Here is a 21104-nt window from a genome sequence, read left to right on the forward strand (position 1 = left end):
CCATGCCCCGGAGGAAGCGCACCGAAGGCACGCGTGCTCCAAACGGTGCCAGCAGCATCTACCTCGGTCGAGACGGGAAGTGGCACGGCCGCGTCACGATGGGAGCTCTCGACAATGGGAAGCCGGACCGTCGGCACGTCGAGCGCAAGACGGAGGCTGAAGTGATCGCCGCAGTTCGGGAGCTTGAACGCCAACGAGACGCCGGCACCGCTTCGAAGCCCGGATCCAGGGCATGGACGGTCGAAACGTGGCTAACGCACTGGGTCGAGAACGTGGCGGCGCCATCTGTGCGAGAAACCACGCTTGCCGGCTACCGCGTCGCGGTCTACAAGCACCTGATTCCCGGGCTCGGCGCGCACCGTCTGCGCAGGCTGGAGCCGGAGCACCTTGAGAAGCTCTACGCGAAGATGGCCGACGCCGGGGCGAAGCCTGGAACGGCGCATCAGGTTCACCGCACGGCGAAAACCGCCTTCGGCGTGGCAGTCGACCGCGGGCACCTGACTAAGAACCCGGCGAAGCTCGCGAAGCCGCCGCGCGTCGACGAGGACGAGATCATCCCGCTGACCGCAGCTGAGGCGAAGCGAGTCCTGGCCGCCGCTCGAGGCCGGCGCAACGGCGCGCGATTCGTGATCGCTCTCGCGCTCGGCCTGCGGCGCGGTGAAGCGCTCGGCCTGAAGTGGTCGCGGCTCGACTTGGACGCTGGACTACTGCGTACGCCCCGTCAGCTCCAGCGGTACAAGTGGAAGCACGGCTGTGCTGACCCGCACCGGTGCGGCGAGCGCCTTCACAGGGTCACACCGTGCCCGCTGAAGTGCACTCGGCACGCAACCTGTCCGCCGGTCTGTCAACCGGACTGCGTGCGGCACGCCAGCTCCTGTCCGACGCGCCACGGTGGCGGCCTTCGCGAAGTCGACGTGAAGTCGAAAGCCGGGCGCCGCACCGTCGGCATCCCCAGGCCGCTGCTCGAACTGCTGCGCAAGCACAAGGCCACACAGGACAGGGAGCGGGGGTTCGCCGGCACCGAGTGGCATGACGGCGGCTGGGTGTTCACCCAGCCCAACGGCCGACCGATCGACCCGCGTGCCGACCATGACGAGTGGAAGACGCTGCTGGCAGAGGCCAACGTTCGCGACGCCCGGCTCCACGACGCGCGGCACACCGCGGCGACGATGCTGCTGGTCCTGAAGGTTCCGCTGCCCGCGATCATGGAAGTGATGGGCTGGGGCGACGCGTCGGTCGCAAAACGGTATGTGCACGTGCCCACCGAAGTCGTCGCCGGGATTGCCGACCAGGTCGAGAACTTCCTGTGGAGCGATACGCCGCCGGCACCCCCGCCGACGTCCACTGCGCAGCCGGACACCGCTTCGCTTATCGACCAGCTGCAGCGACTGCTGGACGCTGCTAAGACGCCAGGTGACGGCCCTGACGACGAGGAGCCGCCCGGCTGGCGGGCAGTGATTTGAGTTGTATAACGGCTTGTACTGAGACGGAAACTGAGACGGCAGGACTACGTCCGAGACGCGGTCCCGCCGTTCTTGCTGGTGAAAGCCGTACTACTGGTCGGGATGACAGGATTTGAACCTGCGACCCTCCGCTCCCAAAGCGGATGCGCTACCAAGCTGCGCCACATCCCGAGGCCACCCCCCAGGGGGGTGTGTGATCAGCCTAGCGGGTCACGCTAAGCTAGCGACGCACCCGGGTCCCTCCGGGGGCACGCGGGTGTAGCTCAATGGTAGAGCCCTAGTCTTCCAAACTAGCTACGCGGGTTCGATTCCCGTCACCCGCTCCATCCGGCAGCGAGGCGGCGTCGCGGGTTGAGGCGGCGTCGGCCTCCAGTTTGGCCGCTATCACGTCCAGCAGTTTGTCCGTGTCCACCGGCTTCGTGATGTAGTCGTCCGCGCCGCTGGCCAGGGTTCGGGCCCGGTCTTCGGCCGTCGCTTTCGCTGTGACCGCGATCACCGGCAGGTCCGCGTTCGCCGCCTCGGCTCGGATGGCGGCGATTGTGGCGTTGCCGTCCAGTTCCGGCATCATCACGTCCATCAGGACCAGCGCCGTGTCCTCGTTGCGCTCCAGGGCGCGGATGCCGTCCACGCCCGTCTCCGCGTAGATCACCTCCAGGCCCGCCTGCTCCAGGACCGCCGCCAGGGCGAACACGTTCCGCAGGTCGTCGTCGACGATCAGGACCTTTTCGCCGTGGAAGCGCTTGGGGGTCACGTCCGGGGCCGCCACCAGGACCGTGCTCGGTACCGGCGGCAGCCGCGGCGACGACAGCGCCGTCACCGGGTCCACCAGGTTGGCCGCCGCCACCGGGAGGTACAGCGTGAACGTCGAGCCGACGCCCGGCTCGCTCACCACGCGCAGCTCGCCGCCCAGGAGCTCCGTCAGCTGCTGGCTGATGTTCAGCCCCAGGCCCGTGCCGCCGTACTTGCGGCTCGTCGTGCCGTCCGCCTGGCGGAACGCCTCGAAGATCACCGCCAGCTTCTCCTCCGGGATGCCGATCCCGGTGTCCTCCACCGCGAACGCAACGATGCCCGGCGCGTTGCGCAGCGCCTCCTGCTCCACTTCCGCCGGATCCGCCGCGCGGATGTGCAGGCGGACGCGGCCCTCGTCGGTGAACTTCGCCGCGTTCGAAAGCAGGTTGCGCAGGATCTGCTGGAGCCGGTGCTCGTCCGTGTGGACGCTCCCGGGCACCGGCGGGTCGATGTGGACCGCGAACTCCAGGCCCTTGTCCGCCGTCAGCGGGCGGCACAGCGACTCGACGTAGTCCACCAGCTCCGGCAGCGTGATGTCGGTCATCTGCAGGTCGAGCCGGCCCGCCTCGACCTTCGCCAGGTCCAGGATGTCGTTGATCAGCTGCTGCAGGTCCGACCCGGCCGCGTAGATCGTCTTCGCGAACTGGATCTGCTTCTCAGTCAGGTTCCCTTCCGGGTTCTCCGACAGCAGCTTCGCCAGGATCAACGCGCTGTTCAGCGGTGTCCGCAGCTCGTGGGACATGTTCGCCATGAACTCGGTCTTGTACTGCGACGCCACCGTCAGCTGCCCGGCGCGCTCCTCCAGCTCCTGGCGCGCCTGTTCGATCTCGCTGTTCTTGACCTCGATGTCGCGGTTCTGCTGGGCCAGCAGCGCCGCCTTCTCGGCCAGCTCGGTGTTGGACCGCCGCAGCTCGCCCTGCTGGGCCTGCAGCTGCTCCGACCGCGCCCGCAGCTCCTGGGCCAGCCGCTGCGACTCCGTCAGCAGCGCTTCGGTCCGGGAGTTCGACAGGATCGTGTTCACGTTGACGCCGATGGTGTGCCGCAGTTGCTCCAGCAGGTCCTGGTGGACCGTGCTGAACTCGTTCACCGAGGCCAGCTCCAGCACCCCGAGCACCTCGCCCTGGAACAGCACCGGCAGCACGATCAGGTTCACCGGCGCCGCCGAGCCGAGCCCGGACGAGATCAGCGCGTACTCCGGCGGCGCGTTGTGCACCAGGACCGTGCGCTGGTCGACGGCGGACTGACCGATCAGCGACTCGCCCATCGCGAACCGCAGGCCCGCGCGGGACTGCGCCAGCCCGTACGCGGCGATGCACTCCAGCACCGTGCCGTCGCGGTCGTCGTCGCGGGCCAGGAAGAACGCGCCCTGCTGCGCCCGGACCAGCGGCGCCAGCTCGGACAGGATCAGGGCCGCCACCGACGCCAGGTCGCGGTGCCCCTGCATCCGCCCGGACAGCTGCGCGAGGTTCGTCTTCAGCCAGTCCTGCTCGCGGTTGGTCCTCGTCGTCTCCTTGAGGTTCGCGATCATCTGGTTGATGTTGTCCTTGAGGTCCGCGACCTCGCCGGACGCGTCGACCGTGATGTGCCGGGTCAGGTCGCCGGCCGTCACCGCCGTCGCCACCTGGGCGATCGCGCGGACCTGCGTGGTCAGGTTCCCGGCCAGCTGGTTCACGCTCTCGGTGAGCCGCTGCCAGGTGCCCGACACGCCGTCGACCTCGGCCTGCCCGCCCAGCTTGCCCTCGGTGCCGACCTCCCGCGCCACGCGCGTGACCTCGGACGCGAACGCCGAGAGCTGGTCGACCATCGTGTTCATGGTCGTCTTGAGCTCGAGGATCTCGCCCCGGGCGTCGACGTCGATCTTCTTGGTCAGATCACCCTTCGCGACGGCCGTGGTGACCTGCGAGATGTTCCGCACCTGGCTGGTCAGGTTGTGCGCCATGAAGTTGACGTTCTCGGTCAGGTCCTTCCACGTCCCGGCGACGCCGGGGACGCGCGCCTGGCCGCCGAGGATGCCTTCCGTGCCGACTTCGCGGGCGACGCGGGTGACCTCGTCGGCGAACGCGCGCAGCGTCCCGACCATCCCGTTCAGCGTCTCGGCCAGCGCCGCGACCTCGCCCTGGGCCTCGATCCGGATCTTCTTCGACAGGTCGCCGTTGGCCACCGCGCTCGCCACCGTGGCGATGTTGCGGACCTGGTCGGTCAGGTTGTCGGCCATGACGTTGACGTTGTCGGTGAGGTCCTTCCAGGTACCGGCAACGCCGCGGACGCGCGCCTGGCCGCCGAGGATGCCTTCGGTGCCGACCTCACGCGCCACTCGGGTGACTTCGTCCGCGAAGGCGGACAGCTGGTCCACCATCGTGTTCAGCGTGGTCTTGAGTTCGAGGATCTCGCCGCGCGCGTCGACGGTGATCTTCTGCGTCAGATCGCCCTTCGCCACCGCCGCCGTCACCGTGGCGATGTTCCGGACCTGGTCGGTCAGGTTGTTCGCCATCGAGTTGACGTTGTCGGTCAGGTCCTTCCAGGTCCCCGCGACGCCGGGCACGGTGGCCTGGCCGCCGAGCTTGCCTTCGGTACCCACCTCACGCGCCACTCGGGTGACTTCGTCCGCGAAGGCGGACAGCTGGTCCACCATCGTGTTCAGCGTGGTCTTCAGTTCCAGGATCTCGCCGCGGGCGTCCACCGCGATCTTCTGGGTCAGGTCGCCGCGCGCGACGGCCGTCGCCACCTGGGCGATGTTGCGGACCTGGGTGGTCAGGTTGTTCGCCATGAAGTTCACCGACCCGGTCAGGTCGCGCCAGGTGCCGGCGACGCCGGGGACCTGCGCCTGGCCGCCGAGCTGACCCTCCGTGCCGACCTCGCGCGCCACCCGGGTGACTTCGTCGGCGAACGCGGACAGCTGGTCCACCATGGTGTTCATGGTCGTCTTGAGTTCGAAGAACTCCCCGCGCGCGTCGACGGTGATCTTCTGCGTCAGGTCGCCCTTCGCCACGGCCGTGGTCACGTGCGAGATGTTCCGGACCTGGTCGGTGAGGTTGTCGGCCATCTGGTTGACCGAGTCGGTGAGGCTGCGCCACGTCCCGGCCGCGCCGGGCACCTCGGCCTGCCCGCCGAGCTTGCCCTCGCTGCCGACCTCGCGCGCCACCCGGGTGACCTCGCCGGCGAACGCCGAGAGCTGGTCGACCATCGTGTTCAGCGTGTTCTTCAGCTGCAGGATCTCGCCGCGGGCGTCGACGTCGATCTTCTTCGTCAGGTCGCCGCTGGCCACCGCGGTCGCCACCTGGGAGATCCCGCGGACCTGGTCGGTCAGGTTGTCGGCCATCAGGTTGACCGAGTCGGTCAGGTCGCGCCACGTCCCGGCGACGCCCGGCACCTGCGCCTGGCCGCCGAGCTTGCCGTCCGAGCCGACCTCGCGCGAGACGCGGGTGACCTCGTCGGCGAACGAAGACAGCTGGTCCACCATCGTGTTGATGGTGTTCTTGAGCTCGAGGATCTCGCCGCGGGCGTCGACGTTGATCTTCTGGGTCAGGTCGCCGCGCGCGACGGCCGTGGTGACCTGGGCGATGTTGCGGACCTGCTCGGTGAGGTTGTCGGCCATGAAGTTGACCGAGTCGGTCAGGTCGCGCCAGGTGCCCGACACGCCCGGGACGACCGCCTGGCCGCCGAGACGTCCCTCACCCGCGATCTCGCGGGAAAGCCTCGTCACTTCGACGGCGAAGCGCGACAGCTGCGCGATGAGGCCGTTGACCGTCTTGGCCAGCGTGGCGTACGCGCCCCGCAGCGGGCGCCCGTCGAGGGTCAGCGTCATCGGCTGGGACAGGTCGCCGTCGGCGACCCCGCCGAGCACGCGCTCCAGCTCGATCGCCGGCCGGGTGAGGTCCTCGACCAGGCCGTTGACGGCGTCGACGGCGGTGGTCCAGCCCCCGGGGCCGACCTGGCCCTCGAGCCGCTCGCCGAGCCGGCCCTCCTGCCCGACCGCCGCACGAACCCGCAGCAGCTCGCTGACCAGCCGCTGGTTGCGCTCGGCGATGTCGTTGAACGCGACCGCGAGCTGCGCCGAGATGCCGTCGCCGTGCGGGACGAGCCGCCGGCGGAAGTTGCCGTCCCCGAGATCCCGCACCGCCACGAGCACCCGCTCCAGCGCGGCCGCTTCGCTCTGGGATTCCGTTGTCATGTGTGCCGACCCTCTCCACCACGCATGCGCCAGCCATGGTCGTCGACCCAGCGTGCCATGCTTCGCCCTACACTTCGAGCCAGCCCGCCCGCTCACGAGGTAGCCGTGCGACAGCAGTCCGGAGGCAGGAGGTCCGTGCATGGTGTCACGTCCGGCCCCGGCGTCGGCGGCCCTGCCACCGATGACCGGTGACGGCGGGCCGCCGGGCTTCGACGCCTTCGCACGGGCGGCCCTCGAAGACGTCCGCGACGCGGTGTTCCTGCAGGACACCGCCGGGGTGGTGCGCTGGTCGAACCCCGCGGCGCGGGCGCTGACCGGGGACGCCGAACCGCACCTGAACGCCGTCACCGAAACCTCCGGCCACGTCGAAGCCGCGGGCCACCGCCGGCCGGCCCGGATCCGGGCCCTGCCCGGCGGCTGGCACGCCTGGACCGTCGTCTCGGACGACGTCCCGCACCGGCACGTGGGCGACTTCCTGGCCGAGGCCGGTCCCCGGCTGGCCGCCGCGCGCGGGCGGCACGGCACCGCCCGGGTGATCGCCGAGCTGGCCGCGTCCGCGCTCGCCGAAACCGTCTTCGTGCTGCTCCCGACCACCCGAGGCCGGTGGGAGTGGTGGAGCTGCGAGCGCCCGGCCGCGCAGGGCCACGGCCGGATCCGGCGCGTCGCCGCCCAGGTCGCGCCGGTGCTGGCGGCGACGTTCGGCGCCGCCGGGCGCGCCCAGCCGGCCCCGGTGCCCGCGGCCGAGGTCGCCACCCTGCCGTCGGTCGTCGCCGACCGGTTCGCCGGGCACGCCGACGTCTCGGTCGTCCCGCTCGGGCCGAGCGCGAGCGCCGGGGTCACCGGCGCCCTGCTGCTGGGCCGCCGCGGCGACCCGGAGTTCGGCGCCGACCAGGCGCGCGCGGTGACCGAGTTCGCGTACGCGGCCGGGACGGCCCTCGCCAACGCCCAGCGCTACGCCCGCCAGGAGGAGGCGACCCGCGGCCTGGAGACGACGCTGCGCCCGGTCGACCCGCCGGAACTCGACGGCGCCCGGTTCGAGACCTGGTACGAGCCGGCGGCCGGCGTCCTCACGGTCGGCGGGGACTTCTTCGACGTGCTGCCCCACGGGGACGGCAGCGCGTTCCTGGTGCTCGGCGACGTCTGCGGCAAGGGCCCCGAGGCCGCCGCGCTCACCGGCCGGGTCCGGCACGCGCTGACCGCGCTCGCCATGGTCGAACGCGACGGCCGCACGCTGCTGCGGCTGCTCAACGAGCTGCTCATCGCGGGCGGCAGCAGCCGGTTCGCCACCCTGGTGCTCGGCACGGCCCGGCCGTCGGACGGGGGTGTCGGCCTGACGCTGGCCTCCGGCGGCCACCCGGCGCCGCTGATCGTCCGCCGGTCCGGCGTCGTGGAGGAGGTCACGGTGCCGGGCACGCTGGTCGGCATCTCGCCGCAGGCCCGGTTCGCCGAGGCGGAGGTGCGGCTGGAACGCGGCGACGTGTGCCTGCTGTACACCGACGGCATCACCGAAGCCCGCAACCGGCACGACCCGACGGAACTCTTCGGAGACGACCGGCTACGTGCCGTGCTCACGGCGGGGACGGGGGAGCCTGCCCGTGAAGTCGTGCGGCGGCTGCGCCAGACCGTTCGCGACTGGCTGGGCAGCTCGGCACACGACGATATCGCCGTGCTGGCCATCGAATGCGTGGACTGACCCCCTCTTCCGGGGGTTCCGGGTGGCGGAGCCCCGGCCCGGGGCGAAGCCCCGGATGTCACTGCACCGTCCTTTGTGGACTTGGGTTTGACGCCGTGACGAGGGGGTAATCACCCCGGTGCAATCGGTTTTCCGACGGAGGAGCCCCATGGCGAACGCACTGCAAGGACGCCGGGTCGCGATCCTGGCCGCGGACGGCGTCGAACAGGTCGAGCTGGAGAAGCCGCGCCAGGCCGTCCTCGACGAGGGCGCGACGGTCGAGCTGGTCTCGCTGGACACCGGCGAGATCCAGGCGATGAACGGCGACATCGACAAGGGTGACCGGTTCGCGGTGGACCGGAAGGTGGCCGACGTCGAAATCGGCGATTTCGACGCGCTGCTGCTGCCCGGCGGCACGATGAACCCCGACAACCTGCGCACGGACCCCGCCGCGGTCAAGTTCGTCGGCGACTTCGTGCGCGCCGGCAAGCCGGTCGGGGTGATTTGCCACGGTCCGTGGACGCTCGTCGAAGCGGATGTCGTACGTGGCCGCACGTTGACGTCGTACCCGAGCATCCGGACGGACCTGCGTAACGCCGGTGCCACCGTGGTCGACGAAGAGGTGGTAGTGGACAACGGACTGGTTTCCAGCCGCAACCCGGACGACCTGCCGGCGTTCTGCCGGACGGTGGTGCGGGAGTTCGCGGCCTGACCGCCGGTCCTCTGTGGACTCTCACCCGAACGGGTGTGTTAAGTCCCGCTTAAATCTGTTGGCTTTCGGCACCGCGGCGGAGGACGCTGAGGGTGTGACCGGAATCGCCCGTGGAGAGGAGGTGGACGCGATGACTGTGCACGCAAGGCGCTACGGCCGCTGGTGCCGTGAACACTTCGACGCGATCGCCGCCGAGGGCGTTCCCGCACCCCGGGGCGGCGAGCCGGCCGGACAGGCCCTGCCCGAACCCGAGCCGGAGCCCGTTCAACCGGTAGCCGGCCAGCCCCAGCTTTGACCGACCCACGGGAAAGGGCCCCCGAAACGTTTCGGGGGCCCTTTCCCGTGGGTGCGTCAGCGGTAGCTGCGCCGGTACCAGACCCGCCGCGGGCCGGGCACGCCGATGCGCGTGATGACGTCGGTCAGGATGGCGCCGATGACGAGCCAGATGATGGCGGCCAGGCCGTCGTTGAGGAACGTCCGCAGGCCTTCCGAGTCCGGCGTGAAGAGGTTCCGCAGGCCGAGCGACACGCCCGCCGACCACTCCGAGATCAGGTGCGCGAAGCCGTTCGCCGAATTCGCCCCGCCCAGCACCAGCACGATGTGCAGGGCCAGGACCAGCGCGAACACCGCGCAGACGAGGTGGATGAGGGCGTTGACCGTGCGTACCGCCCGGAGGCGCGGGTGGGTGCGTTCCACGATCTCTTCGGCGGGTGCGGGCTCGTACGGCGTGCCGTACGGCTCCGGGGGCGGGGGATACGGCATCGTCGGCGCCGTCCTTTCGACTGTCCGATGTGGACGTATCTGGGCGAACAGGAACAACACCCGGGAATACCCGTCACCCGGCCGAGTGAACCACTCTTCCGCAAAGTTCCCTTTTTGGGTGCGTGATAAGGTACTTTGCGGAACGCGAGGAGGGTCATGCCGCAGGACGTCTTTTCCGTCGAGCAGGTCGCCGCGAAGCTTGGCCTGCACGTCCGGACGGTTCGGAAGTACGTGCGGGACGGGCGGCTGAAGGCGGTCCGGATCGGCAAGCAGTACCGCATCACCGCCACCGACCTCGAGGCCTTCACCGGGCTGCCGGTCGCCGAGCGCGCCCCGGCCCCGGCGGCCGAGCTGTCGGCGGTCGCCGAGATCACCGGCCTCGACCGGGCGGCGGCCGACCGCCTCGCGACGATGGTGCTGGCCTCGGTGAACGGCCCCCGCGAGGCGGGCGAGCGGCCCCTGCGGGTGGAGACCATCCACGACGGCGAGCGGGCGACGATGAAGGTCATCGTGCTCGGCGACCTGGCCGCCGGCGCCGATTTGCTGCGGTGGGTCGCGTCGGTGGCGGAGAACCTGACCTGAGGCTTGGCGGGGTGCCGGAATTCGGCGATGGGCCGGGTCGTCGGCTGCGGCTGGGCGCCCGGGGTGGCGCGTGCACCCGGTCTGCCGCGGCGAAGTCCCGCGGGTGGGTGCCCGGGGGTGGCGCGCGCACCCGGCCTGCGGCGGTGAAATCCCGCAGGTGGGCGCCCGGGATGGCGCGCACCCGGCCTGCCGCGGCGATATCCCGCGGCTAGGCGCCCGGGGACGGCGCGCCCACCCTGCCCTGCTGTCGCAAACCCCCGCGGTCCCGAACCACTCGCCGACGTCACCGGTCCGGCGCAACCCGCCACCCGCCTGGCCGCACGCCCACTGAGCCGCGCGGCGCAACTCCGCCCGGTGCGGCAACCCCCGCCCCGCACGAGACGTCCAGCTGATCATGAGCACTCCCCGGCGCTGTGCGCTGCTGGTGTCCGTCCTCGCCCTCCTCGCCGCTTTTGCCCCACCCGCGACCGCCGGAACCGTGGTCCCCTCCGGCTTCCGGCCCGCCTCCGCCAGCTGGACCGGCCCGGACACCGGGTACGTCCTCGGGTACCGGCCGTGTGCCGGCGCGTGGTGTCCCGTGCTGCTCGGCACCTCCGACGGCGGGCGGCGCTGGCGCCGCCTGGGGGCGCCGCCGATGGCCCTGCCGGACAACCACAACCACGTCGCCCTCACCGCCGTCGATGACCGGGTCGCGTACGTCAGCGACGGCGTCCACCTGCGCGCCACCCGCGATGGCGCGGCCACCTGGCACTCCGTCACCCTGGCCGGCGCGCGGGAGCCGTTCTACCTCTCGAAGATCGCCGAGACCGGCGGCCGGGTCTTCGCCATGCTGACCGCCTACCGCGACGGGCAGGGCTCGACGCGGCTGTACTCCGGGCCCGCCGGCTCGCCGGTGCTGCGGCCGGTGCCCGGGTTCGCGGTCAGCGGCGGGCTCACCTACGGCGACCTGGCCGTCGGCGGCGGCCTGCAGGTCGCGCTCGGCTCGGACTACGGCACCGAGCAGTACTGGACCTCGCGCGACGGTGTCCGGTTCGCCCCGGCGGGTCCGCCGTGCCCGGCGGGGGAGGTCGCCTCGCTCGCCGGCGTCCGCGACCGGCAGGTCGTGGCGTTGTGCAGCAGCAGCCCCGGCTCGCCGCAGCCCGGCTCGACCGAACGGCAGCTGCGGCACGCGCCGCAGCTCGGCGGGACCTTCAGCGGGACCGCCGCCGCGCCGTTCACCGGCATCAACCAGGGGTTCGCGGCCGCCTCGCCGGCCTCCGCGACCGTCGCGGCCATGGGCGGGGGCGTCGGGTTCCTGCACAGCACGGCCGACGGCGGCCGCACCTGGGCGACGCTGGCACTGTCCGAACGCGGCCTCGCGCTGTCCGATCTCGACTTCCCCGGCCGCGGCACCGGCGTCGTCGTCGACGGCCAGCCGGACGCCGACGGCGGTTCCGCCGTGTACCGGACCACGGATGGGGGACGGACCTGGCGGGAACTGCGTTTCAGGTAGTTGTCCCTGGCGGGCAAGGCCCTTGTGCCCGGTTCACTTGGTGCACCGCATGTCGTAGGCTGAGCACTGTCCGTTGCCGGACATGGCGGGCGAGCCCGGGGCAGGGGCGGCGTCCGCCACAGACGAGTGGGAGAGCAGCCGATGACGCCTGGCGACCTGCGGTCCGGAACCGAGGGCGGTGCCGCCGCTCTCGATTTCAGCAAGGCGAGCCTGGCGCGGCTGTCCGACGCCCTCCTCGGCGGGCACGACCACTACGAGGTCGACCGCGAAGCGATGCGGCGGTTGCTGGCCATCGCGCCCGGCGCCCGCGCGATGGCGAAGGAACACCGGGACTGGCTGGTGCGCGCGGTCCGGTTCCTGGCCGGCAAACGCGGCATCGACCAGTTCCTCGACCTCGGGTCCGGGATGCCGACGGCGGAAAACACCCACGAGGTGGCGCAGCGGTACAACCCGGACGCGCAGGTCGTGTACGTCGACAACGATCCGGTGGTGCAGGTGCACGGGCGGGCGCTGCTCGAGGAGAACTACCTGACCCACGTGACGGGCGCCGACCTGACGCGCCCGGCCGACACGCTCGGCGACGAGGTCGTCAAGGAGTACCTCGACTTCACCCGGCCGGTGGCGCTGATCCTGACCTCGATCGTGCACCACATCGACGACTACGACCGGGCGCGGGCGATCGTCGCGGAGTACGTCGCCGCCCTCGCGCCCGGGTCGTACCTGCTGCTCACGCACAACTATGACCCGGAAGAGGACTCCCCGCGCCAGGAGCTGGCGCGGCTGCTGGAAACCAGTTTCCAGGGCACCGGGCTGGGCAGCGTCTACCGCACGCGCGAGCAGATCACCGGGTTCTTCGAAGGCACCGAGCTGCTGCGGCCGGGGCTGGTGTACCTGCACGAGTGGTGGCCGGACGGCCCCCGGCTGCACCAGCTGGGTGAACTGAACTTCCTCACCCTGGGTGGCGTCGCCCGCAAGCAGTGAGCTCATGACGCGGCTTGCCGTGCGGGGTGAGGGCGGTTCCCGCCGCCCTCACCACCCACGACGGGTCAGGCGGCGTTGAAGGTGTCCGGGTCCGGCCCGGTGCGCTCGCCGCGGTCCAGCGGCGTCAGCGAGTCCAGCTCCTCCTCCGTGAGGGTGAACCCGAACAGGTCGAAGTTCTCCTCGATCCGGGACGGCGTCACCGACTTCGGGATCACGACGTTGCCCAGCTGCAGGTGCCAGCGCAGGACGATCTGCGCGGGCGTGCGGCTGTGCTTCACCGCGAGGTCGGCGACCACCGGGTCGCCGAGCAGGCTGCCGCCCTTGGCGAGCGGGCTCCACGCTTCGGTCGCGATGCCGTTCTTCGTGTCGAACTCGCGCAGGTCCGCCTGCTGCAGGTACGGGTGCAGCTCCACCTGGTTGACGGCGGGGACGACCGAGGCGGCGTCCATCAGCCGTTCCAGGTGCGCGGGCTGGAAGTTGGACACGCCGATCGCGCGGACGCGGCCGTCGGCGTAGAGCTTCTCGAACGCCTTCCAGGTGTCGAGGTACTTGTCGCGCTCGGGGGTCGGCCAGTGGATCAGGTAGAGGTCCAGCTGCTCCAGGCCGAGCTTGGCCATGCTCTCGTCGAACGCCTTGAGCGTCGAGTCGTAGCCCTGGGCGGCGTTCCACAGCTTGGTGGTGATGAACAGCTCGTCGCGGGCGACGCCGGCCTCGGCGATCGCCTGGCCGACGCCCTTTTCGTTGCCGTAGACGGCGGCGGTGTCGATGCTGCGGTAGCCCGCTTCGAGGGCGGCCTTGACGGCGGCGGTGGTCTCGTCGTCCGGGACCTGGAACACGCCGTAGCCGAGTTGCGGCATCCGCACGCCGTTGTTGAGTTCGATCACGGGCACGCTGGTCACGAGGGGTCCTTTCGGTGGGTGGTTCACGGGGCGGGTACCCGTTCCCCCGCTGCGAAACTAGCCGGAGCCCGGCGGTCGAGCAGTCCGGAGACGAGCGCCACGGCGAGGCCGGCCGCGGCGAGCACGGCGCCGATCCAGCTGGGGGCGGTGTAGCCGAGGCCGGCGTCGATCGCCTGGCCGCCGAGCCACGCGCCGCCGGCGTTGCCGAGGTTGAACGCGGCGATGTTCGCCGCCGACGCCAGCGCCGGGGCGCCTTCGGCCTTGGCCATCACGCGGGCCTGCAGCGGCGGCACGGTGGCGAATCCGGCCGCGCCGAACAGGGCGATGGTGATCGCCGCGGGCACCTTCGCGTGCGCGGTGAACACGAACGCGACCAGCACGAGCGCCAGCGCGGTGAGGATGACGTACAGGCTGGGCATGAGCTTGCGGTCCGCGGCCCGGCCGCCGAGCAGGTTGCCGGCGAACAGACCGGCGCCGAACAGCACGAGCAGCCAGGTGACGGCGCCGCTGGAGAAGCCCGCGACCTCGGTCATCATCGGCGCGATGTAGGTGAACGACGCGAACACGCCGGCGAAGCCGAGCGCGGTCATGACCAGCGCGAGCCACACCTGCGGGCGGCGGAACACGGCGAGCTCGCCGCGCAGGCCGGCGCCCGGGTCCGGCGCCTGGCGCGGCACCAGCGCGAGGATGCCGGCGGCGCCGGCGACGCCGAGCGCGCTGACCACCCAGAACGTCGAGCGCCAGCCGAACGCCTGGCCGAGCGCGGTGCCGGCGGGCACGCCCAGGACGTTCGCCACGGTCAGCCCGGTGAACATCAGCGCGATGGCGCTGGCCTGCTTCGCCGGCGAGACCAAGGACGCGGCGACGACCGAGCCGACGCCGAAGAACGCGCCGTGGCTGAGCGCGGCGACGACCCGGCCGGTCATCAGCAGGCTGTAGCTCGGGGCCAGGGCCGAGAGCACGGGCCGCCGGTGACACCCACGTCATCCTCGACGGGACTCCGATCCCCGCCGACCGGTCGCGGCCACCACGAGCAAAACCGTGGCCTGTGCCTCGTGGGTGCGCTGACCGCTGCGGCAGCCAGGGTCTGCGCACGCCGGCGGACAGGGCTTACCACTCCGCTGGAACCGGGAGCCTGACACCGTTCAAGAAAACCGCAGGTCAACCACCCCTCGCGGTGGATCACCAGGCCAACAACCTGCTGCACCGCCGACTGCGCTGCTCGGTGAACGTGCCGCCGCATTGCTCACCAAGGCCGCTACTGAGCGCACCCAATGTGGCGTTCGGTGCGCTGGACGCAACCAACGCCACATCGGGGCGCTTGGCCTGCACCGCTCCGGACGCAAGTTTGCGAAAGTTTCGGCTCCGCAGCAGAACTTTCGCGCCTGCCGAGCCCGAACCGCTGCACCGGGCGGCTTTCCGCGGGCCCCGGTGACGATCCCGTTCGGCGGCGGGATTACGGCGGCCGCGCTCCCTAACCCGTGCTCCATCCGTGGGACCCGCCCCGGCTTCCCGCTCCGACAGTTTCGCTGGTCAGCTCGGTTCCGGTGGCTTTCGTCCCGGTTCGCCCCCGCTGCGGCCTCGTTGACCCGTTCGTTCCGCCGGACCTAATTTGTTGTCCCACCAGACGAACTGGGGCGGTGTCGGTGTGGACTCCTCCTTCTCGCGCAAGCCGGCGGACCAGACGGCCGTCCGGCGCAGCAACCTTTCGCTGGTGCTGCGGCACCTGCGGGACGCGGGGCCGCGGTCGCGGGCGGGCATCGCCGCCGACACCGGGCTGAACAAGGGGACCGTCTCCAGTCTCGTCGCCGAGCTCGTCGGACGCGGGCTGGCCCGCGAAGGCGACCGGGAACGCGCCGGCGCGGTCGGGCGGCCCGGCACGATCGTCGAACTCGACGGGCGGGGGGTCGGCGGGGTCGGCGTCGAGATCAACGTCGACTACCTGACCGCGCTCGCCCTGGACCTCACCGGCACCGTGCTGTTCGAACAACGCGTGGCGCTCGACGTGCAGGCGCTGCCGGTGGCCAAGGTGCTCGACGCCGGCGCCGAACTCACCGCGCGGGCGCTACGGGAGTGCCGTCGGCTCGGGGTGCGGCCCGCCGGGGTGACCGTCGGCGTCCCGGCCCTGGTCGACGTCGCGAGCGGGACCGTCGCGCTCGCGCCGAACCTGCACTGGACCGACGTCCCGGTGGTCCGCGCCTTCACCGAGCGGCTGACCCGGCGGCTCGGCCCGCCGTCGTTCCCGGTGCGCACGGCCAACGACGCCAACCTCGGCGCGCTCGGCGAGTACGCGATGGGCAGCGTCGCCGGCACCGCCGACCTCGTCTACCTGACCGGCGAAATCGGGGTCGGCGGCGGGGTGATCTCCGGCGGCCGGCTGCTCGGCGGCGCCGAAGGGTTCTCCGGCGAGATCGGGCACATCCAGCTCGACCCGGCCGGCCGGGTCTGCGGCTGCGGCCGCCGCGGCTGCTGGGAGACGCTGGTCGGGCTGGCCGGGATGCTGCGGCTGGCCGCGTCGCCGAGCGATCCGGTGCACGACCCGTCGCTCGACCTCGAACAGCGGCTCGACATCATCCGCCGTCGCGCCCAGCTCAAGGACAAGCGGACCCTCGACGCGCTCGCCCAGGTCGGCACCGGGCTCGGCGTCGGCGCGGCCGTGCTGGTCAACGTCTTCAACCCGCGCGTGGTCCTGCTGGGCGGCTACTTCGCCCAGCTGGGCCCGTACCTGCTCGGCCCGATGCTGGCCGAGCTCGAAGCCCGGGTGATCGCCCCGGGCATCGGCGGCTGCCGCGTCGAGCTGTCCTGGCTCGGGTTCTCCGCGGCTTCGCGCGGCGGCGCGCACGTCGCCCTGCAGGCGGTGTTCGACGACCCGGCGCTGGTGCCGGTGCGGGCGGAAAGGGACAGCGGATGACGCTCGTGGAGATGACCGGGATCGGCAAGCGCTTCCCCGGCGTGCACGCGCTCGACGACGTCGAGCTCAGCGTCGAAGCCGGCGAAGTGCACTGCCTGCTCGGGCAGAACGGCGCCGGGAAGTCGACGTTGATCAAGGTGCTGGCCGGCGCGCACCGCCCGGACGACGGCGAGATCCGGATCGACGGCACGCCGGTGCGGCTGCCGAACCCGACCGCGGCGATCCGCCACGGCATCGCGACGCTGTACCAGGAACTCGACCTCGTCGACGGCCTTTCCGTGGCGGAGAACGTCTTCCTCGGCCACGAGCAGGCCCGGGGCGGGTTCGTCCGCCGCGCGGCCATGCGGGCCGAGGCGCGCAAGCTCATGGACCGCCTGGGACACCGGGAAATCCGCGTCGAACGGGAGGTCGGCACGCTGTCCGCGGCCGGCAAGCAGATCGTCAGCCTCGCCCGCGCGCTTTCGCTCGACGCCCGGCTGATCGTGCTCGACGAGCCGTCCGCGGTGCTCGCCGCCGACGAGGTGGCGAACCTGTTCCGGGTCATCCGCGGGCTCACCTCGCGCGGAGTCGCGGTGCTCTACATCTCCCACCGGCTGGCCGAAATCCGGGAGATCGGCGACCGCGTGAGCGTGCTCAAGGACGGCCGGACCGTCGCCGCCGGGCTGCCCGCCCGGACCACCCCGACCGGTGACCTGGTGGCGCGGATGACCGGCCGCCGCGTCGAATTCCCGTTCCCGCCGCGGCCGGAGGAAGGCGCCCACGAAGGCAAGCCGGAGATCCTCGGGGTCACCGGCCTCAGCCTGGCCGGCGCGTTCGAGGACGTCACGTTCTCGCTGCGCGAAGGGGAGATCCTCGGTCTCGCCGGGCTGGTCGGCTCGGGCCGGTCGGAGGTACTGGAGACCGTCTACGGCGCCCGGAAGGCGACGGCCGGGGAGATCCGCCTCGCCGGAGAACCGGTGAAGCACGGCGTCGGCGCGGCCGTCCGCGGCGGGCTCGGCCTGGCGCCCGAGGAACGCAAGAGCCAGGCCCTGCTGCTGCACGATTCCGTGGCCCGCAACGTGTCCCTGCCGTCCCTGCGGCGGTACGCCCGCTTCGGCTGGTTCAGCGGGAAGGCCGAAACGGCCGCCGTGCGCCGGCACACCGAAGCCCTCGACCTGCGCCCGGCCGACGTCCGCCGGGTCGTCGGCAAGCTGTCCGGCGGCAACCAGCAGAAGGCCGTCGTCGCGCGCTGGCTGCTCAAGGGCTGCCGCGTCCTGCTGCTCGACGAACCGACCCGCGGCGTCGACGTCGGCGCGCGGGCCGAGCTGTACCGCGTGATCCGCGAGCTGGCGGACTCCGGCGTCGCGATCCTGCTCGTCTCCAGCGAACTGCCGGAGGTGCTCGGGCTGGCCGACCGGGTGCTGGTGCTGCGCGAAGGCCACGTCGTCACCGAAGCCGACGCCCGCGAGCTCGACGAGCGCCGCGTGCTGGATCTCATCCTGGAGGAGCACGTCCATGACTGAACAGGTGGTGCCCCGGGCGGCGCCCGAGCGGCGAAAGCTCGCCGAAATCCGCAACCTCGGCCTGGCCGGGGTCCTGGCGATCCTGGTGGTGGTCGGGGCGCTCACCCAGCCCGGCCAGTTCCTGACCACCGGCACCCTGGTGCTGCTGCTGACCCAGGCGTCGGTGATCGGCGTGATCACCGTCGGCATGACGTTCGTGATCATCGGCGGCGGCATCGACCTGTCGGTGGGCGCGGTGGTCGCGCTCGCCACGGTCTGGGCGACGACGAAGGCCACCCAGTCGTTCGGCGTCGGCGGGATCGTGTTCTGCGCGCTCGCCGTCGGTCTCGGCTGCGGCCTGGTGACCGGGCTGCTCATCGCCTACGGGCGGCTCGTGGCGTTCATCGGCACCCTCGCCATGCTCGCCTCGGCGCGCGGCCTGGCGATCCAGCTCTCGCAGGGCCGCACGCAGACGGTGACGGCGAAGAACCAGGCCCTGGTCGACCTCGGCTACCAAGACAGCTACGTGCTCGGCGTCCCGCCGCTGGTGCTGGTCTTCGCCGCGGTCGCCGTCGTGGGGTGGATCGTGCTCAACCGCACCACCTTCGGCCGCCGCACCTACGCGATCGGCGGCAACCTCGAAGCCGCGCGGCTGGCCGGGATCAACGTCCGGCTGCACACCTGCCTGCTCTACGTGCTGTCCGGGCTGTGCTGCGGGATCGCCAGCGTGCTGCTGATCATCCTGACCAGCTCCGGGACCAGCGGCAACGGCAACCTCTACGAGCTCGACGCGATCGCCGCGGTGATCATCGGCGGCACGCTGCTCTCCGGCGGCCGCGGCACGCTCGCCGGCTCGGTCCTCGGGGTCCTCGTCTTCACCACCATCAGCGTCCTGTTCACCCTCAACAACCTGCCCACCGCGGTGCAGCAGCTCGCCAAGGGCGTGCTCATCGTGCTCGCCGTCCTCGTCCAGCGCCGGTATTCGACCGAGAGGAACTCCCGATGAACTCCCTGCTCCGCAGACGCGCGTTCCTGGCCGGCGCCTCCGCCCTCGGCGCCGGCGCGCTCGCCGCGTGCACGAGCAACTCCGACGAACCGGCCGCCGCGACCGTCACCCAGGGCGCGGCCGACGCGCCGGGGAAGAAGGTGACGGTCGGCTTCGCCGGGCCGCAGGCCGACCACGGCTGGCTCAACGCCATCACCGTCAACGCCAAGGCCGAAGCCGGCCGCCACCCGGACGTCGAGCTCGTCGTCGCCGAGGGGTCCAACGACGCCGCCACCCAGTCGGCCCAGGTGGACGCGCTGATCAACCGCAAGGTCGACGTCCTGGTCGTGCTGCCCGCCGACGGCAAGCAGCTCACCCCGGCCGGGCGCAAGGCGATGGACGCCGGCATCCCGGTGATCAACCTGGACCGGATCTTCGACTCGCCGCAGAGCTACCGCACCTGGATCGGCGGCGACAACTACCGGATGGGCGTCAACGCGGGCAACTTCATCGGGCAGAAACTCGGCGGGAAGGGCACGGTGCTGGAGCTGGCCGGGATCGACACCCTCGAACTCACGCGGCAGCGCACGCAGGGGTTCGACGACGCGCTCGCCAACTTCCCCGGCATCCGCAAGGCCGGTCGCGCGGCCGCGGAGTTCACCGTGCCGACCGGGCAGGCCCGGATGGCCGAGCTGCTGCAGGCCCACCCGAAGTTCGACGCCATCTGGAACCACGACGACGACCAGGGGACCGGGGCGCTGCAGGCGGTGAAGCAGGCGGGCCGGACGGACTTCCTGATGGTCGGCGGCGCCGGCTCGAAGGCGGCGATGGACCAGATCAAGGCGGACTCCTCGGTGCTCAAGGCGACCGTCCTCTACCCGCCGACGATGGCCGCGTCGGCGATCAAGCTGGCCCGGCTGCTGGGGCAGGCGAAGGGCCTCGGCGACCTGGCCGAACAGGAGGTCCCGGCCACCGTGACGCTGTTCTCCGCCGTCGTCACCAAGGAGAACGTCGACCGCTACCTGCCGGTGTCGTTCGAATGAGCGGCGCGACGATCGGGATCGGCATGGTCGGGTACGCCTTCATGGGGGCGGCCCACTCCCAGGCGTGGCGGACCGTGCACCGGGCCTTCGACCTCCCGCTGACGCCCCGGATGGCGGTGCTCTGCGGCCGCGACCGGGCGGCCGCGGAGGCCGCCGCGGCGAAGCTCGGCTGGGCCTCGGTGGAGACCGAGTGGAAACGCTTGATCGAGTCCGGCGATGTAGACCTGGTGGACATCTGCACGCCCGGCGACTCGCACGCGGAGATAGCGCTGTCCGCGCTCGCCGCGGGCAAGCACGTGCTGTGCGAGAAACCGCTGGCCAACACGGTCGCCGAAGCGGAGGCGATGGCCGCCGCGGCGGCCGGGGCGGCGGCCCGTGGCGTGCGGTCCATGGTCGGCTTCAACTACCGGCGGGTACCCGCGGTCGCCTTCGCGCGGCGGCTCGTCGCCGAGGGCAGGCTGGGGGAGGTCCGGCACGTCCGCGCCCAGTACCTCCAGGACTGGCTCGCCGACCAGGAGTCCCCGCTGGTCTGGCGGCTGCGGAAGGACAAGGCGGGCTCGGGCGCGCTGGGCGACATCGGCGCGCACGCGATCGACCTCGCGCAGTTCGTCACCGGCTCGCCGATCACCGGCGTCTCCGGCCTGACCGAGACCTTCGTCGCCGAACGGCCGCTGCCCGGCGGGGGCGGGCGGGGGCCGGTGACGGTCGACGACACCGCGTTGTTCCTCGCCCGGTTCGCCGGCGGCGCCGTCGGCACCTTCGAGGCGACGCGGTTCGCGAGCGGCCGCAAGAACGCGCTGCGCCTGGAGGTCAACGGCTCCGCGGGCAGCCTCGCGTTCGACTTCGAGGCGATGAACGAGCTCGCCTTCCACGACCACACCGAGGACCCGGAGCTCGGCGGCTTCCGCCGGATCCAGGTCACCGAGCCCGGACACCCGTACGTCGGCGCCTGGTGGCCGCCGGGGCACGGGCTCGGCTACGAGCACACGTTCACCCACGAGGTGCGTGATCTGCTCGCCGCGCTGGCCGCGGGCGAGGACCCGGAACCGTCCTTCGCGGACGGGCTGCAGGTGCAGCGGGTGCTCGCCGCGGTCGAGGAAAGCGCCGCGGCGAGCAGTGTCTGGACCCGTGTCGGAGCACACGGCACGGGCTGAACCAACA

The 21104-nt window shown here is 71.7% G+C and carries 16 protein-coding genes and 2 tRNA genes; 13 read left to right on the plus strand and 5 right to left on the minus strand.

What is annotated here, in order from left to right; translation table 11 throughout:
- The first annotated feature begins 2 nt into the window (after nt 1-2).
- The gene (locus C2L59_RS07110; protein ID WP_103348704.1) at nt 3-1463 is read left to right on the plus strand and encodes a site-specific integrase; all 1461 of its coding nucleotides are present in this window, start codon (nt 3-5) and stop codon (nt 1461-1463) included.
- A gap of 94 nt (nt 1464-1557) precedes the next feature.
- Here C2L59_RS07110 and C2L59_RS07115 read toward each other — a convergent pair.
- Nucleotides 1558-1634 (minus strand) — tRNA-Pro (locus tag C2L59_RS07115).
- 81 nt (nt 1635-1715) lie between these two features.
- Between C2L59_RS07115 and C2L59_RS07120 the strand changes: the two genes are divergently transcribed.
- Nucleotides 1716-1789 (plus strand) — tRNA-Gly (locus C2L59_RS07120).
- On the opposite strand, the gene C2L59_RS07125 is transcribed toward C2L59_RS07120, so the two are convergent.
- On the minus strand, nt 1741-6423 hold the full coding sequence (locus tag C2L59_RS07125) for a HAMP domain-containing protein (protein WP_103348850.1): 4683 nt from the start codon (nt 6421-6423) through the stop codon (nt 1741-1743). The genes C2L59_RS07120 and C2L59_RS07125 overlap by 49 nt on opposite strands.
- A gap of 139 nt (nt 6424-6562) precedes the next feature.
- Here C2L59_RS07125 and C2L59_RS07130 point away from each other — a divergent pair, with 139 nt between their 5' ends.
- The 3 genes from C2L59_RS07130 (at nt 6563) to C2L59_RS46950 (ending at nt 9102) form a co-directional block, all read left to right on the plus strand.
- The gene (locus tag C2L59_RS07130; RefSeq protein WP_103348705.1) at nt 6563-8116 is read left to right on the plus strand and encodes a SpoIIE family protein phosphatase; all 1554 of its coding nucleotides are present in this window, start codon (nt 6563-6565) and stop codon (nt 8114-8116) included.
- Nucleotides 8117-8264: 148 nt separating this feature from the next.
- On the plus strand, nt 8265-8807 hold the full coding sequence (locus tag C2L59_RS07135; protein WP_103348706.1) for a type 1 glutamine amidotransferase domain-containing protein: 543 nt from the start codon (nt 8265-8267) through the stop codon (nt 8805-8807).
- 94 nt (nt 8808-8901) lie between these two features.
- Nucleotides 8902-9102, plus strand: a complete 201-nt coding sequence (locus C2L59_RS46950) for a hypothetical protein (RefSeq protein ID WP_146060284.1) — start codon at nt 8902-8904, stop codon at nt 9100-9102.
- 56 nt (nt 9103-9158) lie between these two features.
- Here C2L59_RS46950 and C2L59_RS07145 read toward each other — a convergent pair whose 3' ends face one another.
- The gene (locus C2L59_RS07145; RefSeq protein ID WP_103348708.1) at nt 9159-9569 is read right to left on the minus strand and encodes a hypothetical protein; all 411 of its coding nucleotides are present in this window, start codon (nt 9567-9569) and stop codon (nt 9159-9161) included.
- A gap of 156 nt (nt 9570-9725) precedes the next feature.
- Between C2L59_RS07145 and C2L59_RS07150 the strand changes: the two genes are divergently transcribed.
- From C2L59_RS07150 to C2L59_RS07160, 3 genes are all read left to right on the plus strand, one after another.
- Nucleotides 9726-10151, plus strand: a complete 426-nt coding sequence (locus tag C2L59_RS07150; protein ID WP_103348709.1) for a helix-turn-helix domain-containing protein — start codon at nt 9726-9728, stop codon at nt 10149-10151.
- 394 nt (nt 10152-10545) lie between these two features.
- Nucleotides 10546-11643, plus strand: coding sequence for a hypothetical protein (locus C2L59_RS07155; protein WP_199198954.1), 1098 nt, complete (start codon nt 10546-10548; stop codon nt 11641-11643).
- Nucleotides 11644-11784: 141 nt separating this feature from the next.
- Nucleotides 11785-12624, plus strand: a complete 840-nt coding sequence (locus C2L59_RS07160) for an SAM-dependent methyltransferase (RefSeq protein WP_103348711.1) — start codon at nt 11785-11787, stop codon at nt 12622-12624.
- A 65-nt stretch (nt 12625-12689) separates the two neighbouring features.
- Here C2L59_RS07160 and C2L59_RS07165 read toward each other — a convergent pair whose 3' ends face one another.
- Entirely contained in the window at nt 12690-13523 is an 834-nt protein-coding gene (locus C2L59_RS07165; protein WP_103348712.1) for an aldo/keto reductase, read from the minus strand.
- 23 nt (nt 13524-13546) lie between these two features.
- Nucleotides 13547-14485 (minus strand): MFS transporter, encoded by a 939-nt coding sequence (locus C2L59_RS07170; protein ID WP_255410246.1) that lies wholly within the window; start codon nt 14483-14485, stop codon nt 13547-13549.
- Nucleotides 14486-15171: 686 nt separating this feature from the next.
- On the opposite strand from C2L59_RS07170, the gene C2L59_RS07175 reads away from it, so the two are divergent.
- From C2L59_RS07175 to C2L59_RS07195, 5 genes are read left to right on the plus strand one after another with little or no spacing between them, the layout of a single operon-like run.
- A complete protein-coding gene (locus C2L59_RS07175; protein ID WP_199198955.1) occupies nt 15172-16434 on the plus strand; it encodes an ROK family transcriptional regulator in 1263 nt (420 codons plus the stop codon).
- Complete coding sequence (locus C2L59_RS07180) at nt 16431-17936, plus strand: sugar ABC transporter ATP-binding protein (protein ID WP_199198956.1); 1506 nt, start codon at nt 16431-16433, stop codon at nt 17934-17936. The genes C2L59_RS07175 and C2L59_RS07180 overlap by 4 nt, the downstream gene beginning before the upstream one ends.
- On the plus strand, nt 17929-18921 hold the full coding sequence (locus C2L59_RS07185) for an ABC transporter permease (RefSeq protein WP_103348713.1): 993 nt from the start codon (nt 17929-17931) through the stop codon (nt 18919-18921). Before C2L59_RS07180 ends, C2L59_RS07185 begins: the two co-directional genes overlap by 8 nt.
- Entirely contained in the window at nt 18918-19943 is a 1026-nt protein-coding gene (locus C2L59_RS07190; RefSeq protein WP_103348714.1) for a substrate-binding domain-containing protein, read from the plus strand. The genes C2L59_RS07185 and C2L59_RS07190 overlap by 4 nt, the downstream gene beginning before the upstream one ends.
- A complete protein-coding gene (locus C2L59_RS07195) occupies nt 19940-21097 on the plus strand; it encodes a Gfo/Idh/MocA family protein (RefSeq protein WP_103348715.1) in 1158 nt (385 codons plus the stop codon). Before C2L59_RS07190 ends, C2L59_RS07195 begins: the two co-directional genes overlap by 4 nt.
- Nucleotides 21098-21104: the final 7 nt, after the last annotated feature.

This window comes from Amycolatopsis sp. CA-128772, assembly GCF_002904295.1.
GTDB lineage: Bacteria > Actinomycetota > Actinomycetes > Mycobacteriales > Pseudonocardiaceae > Amycolatopsis.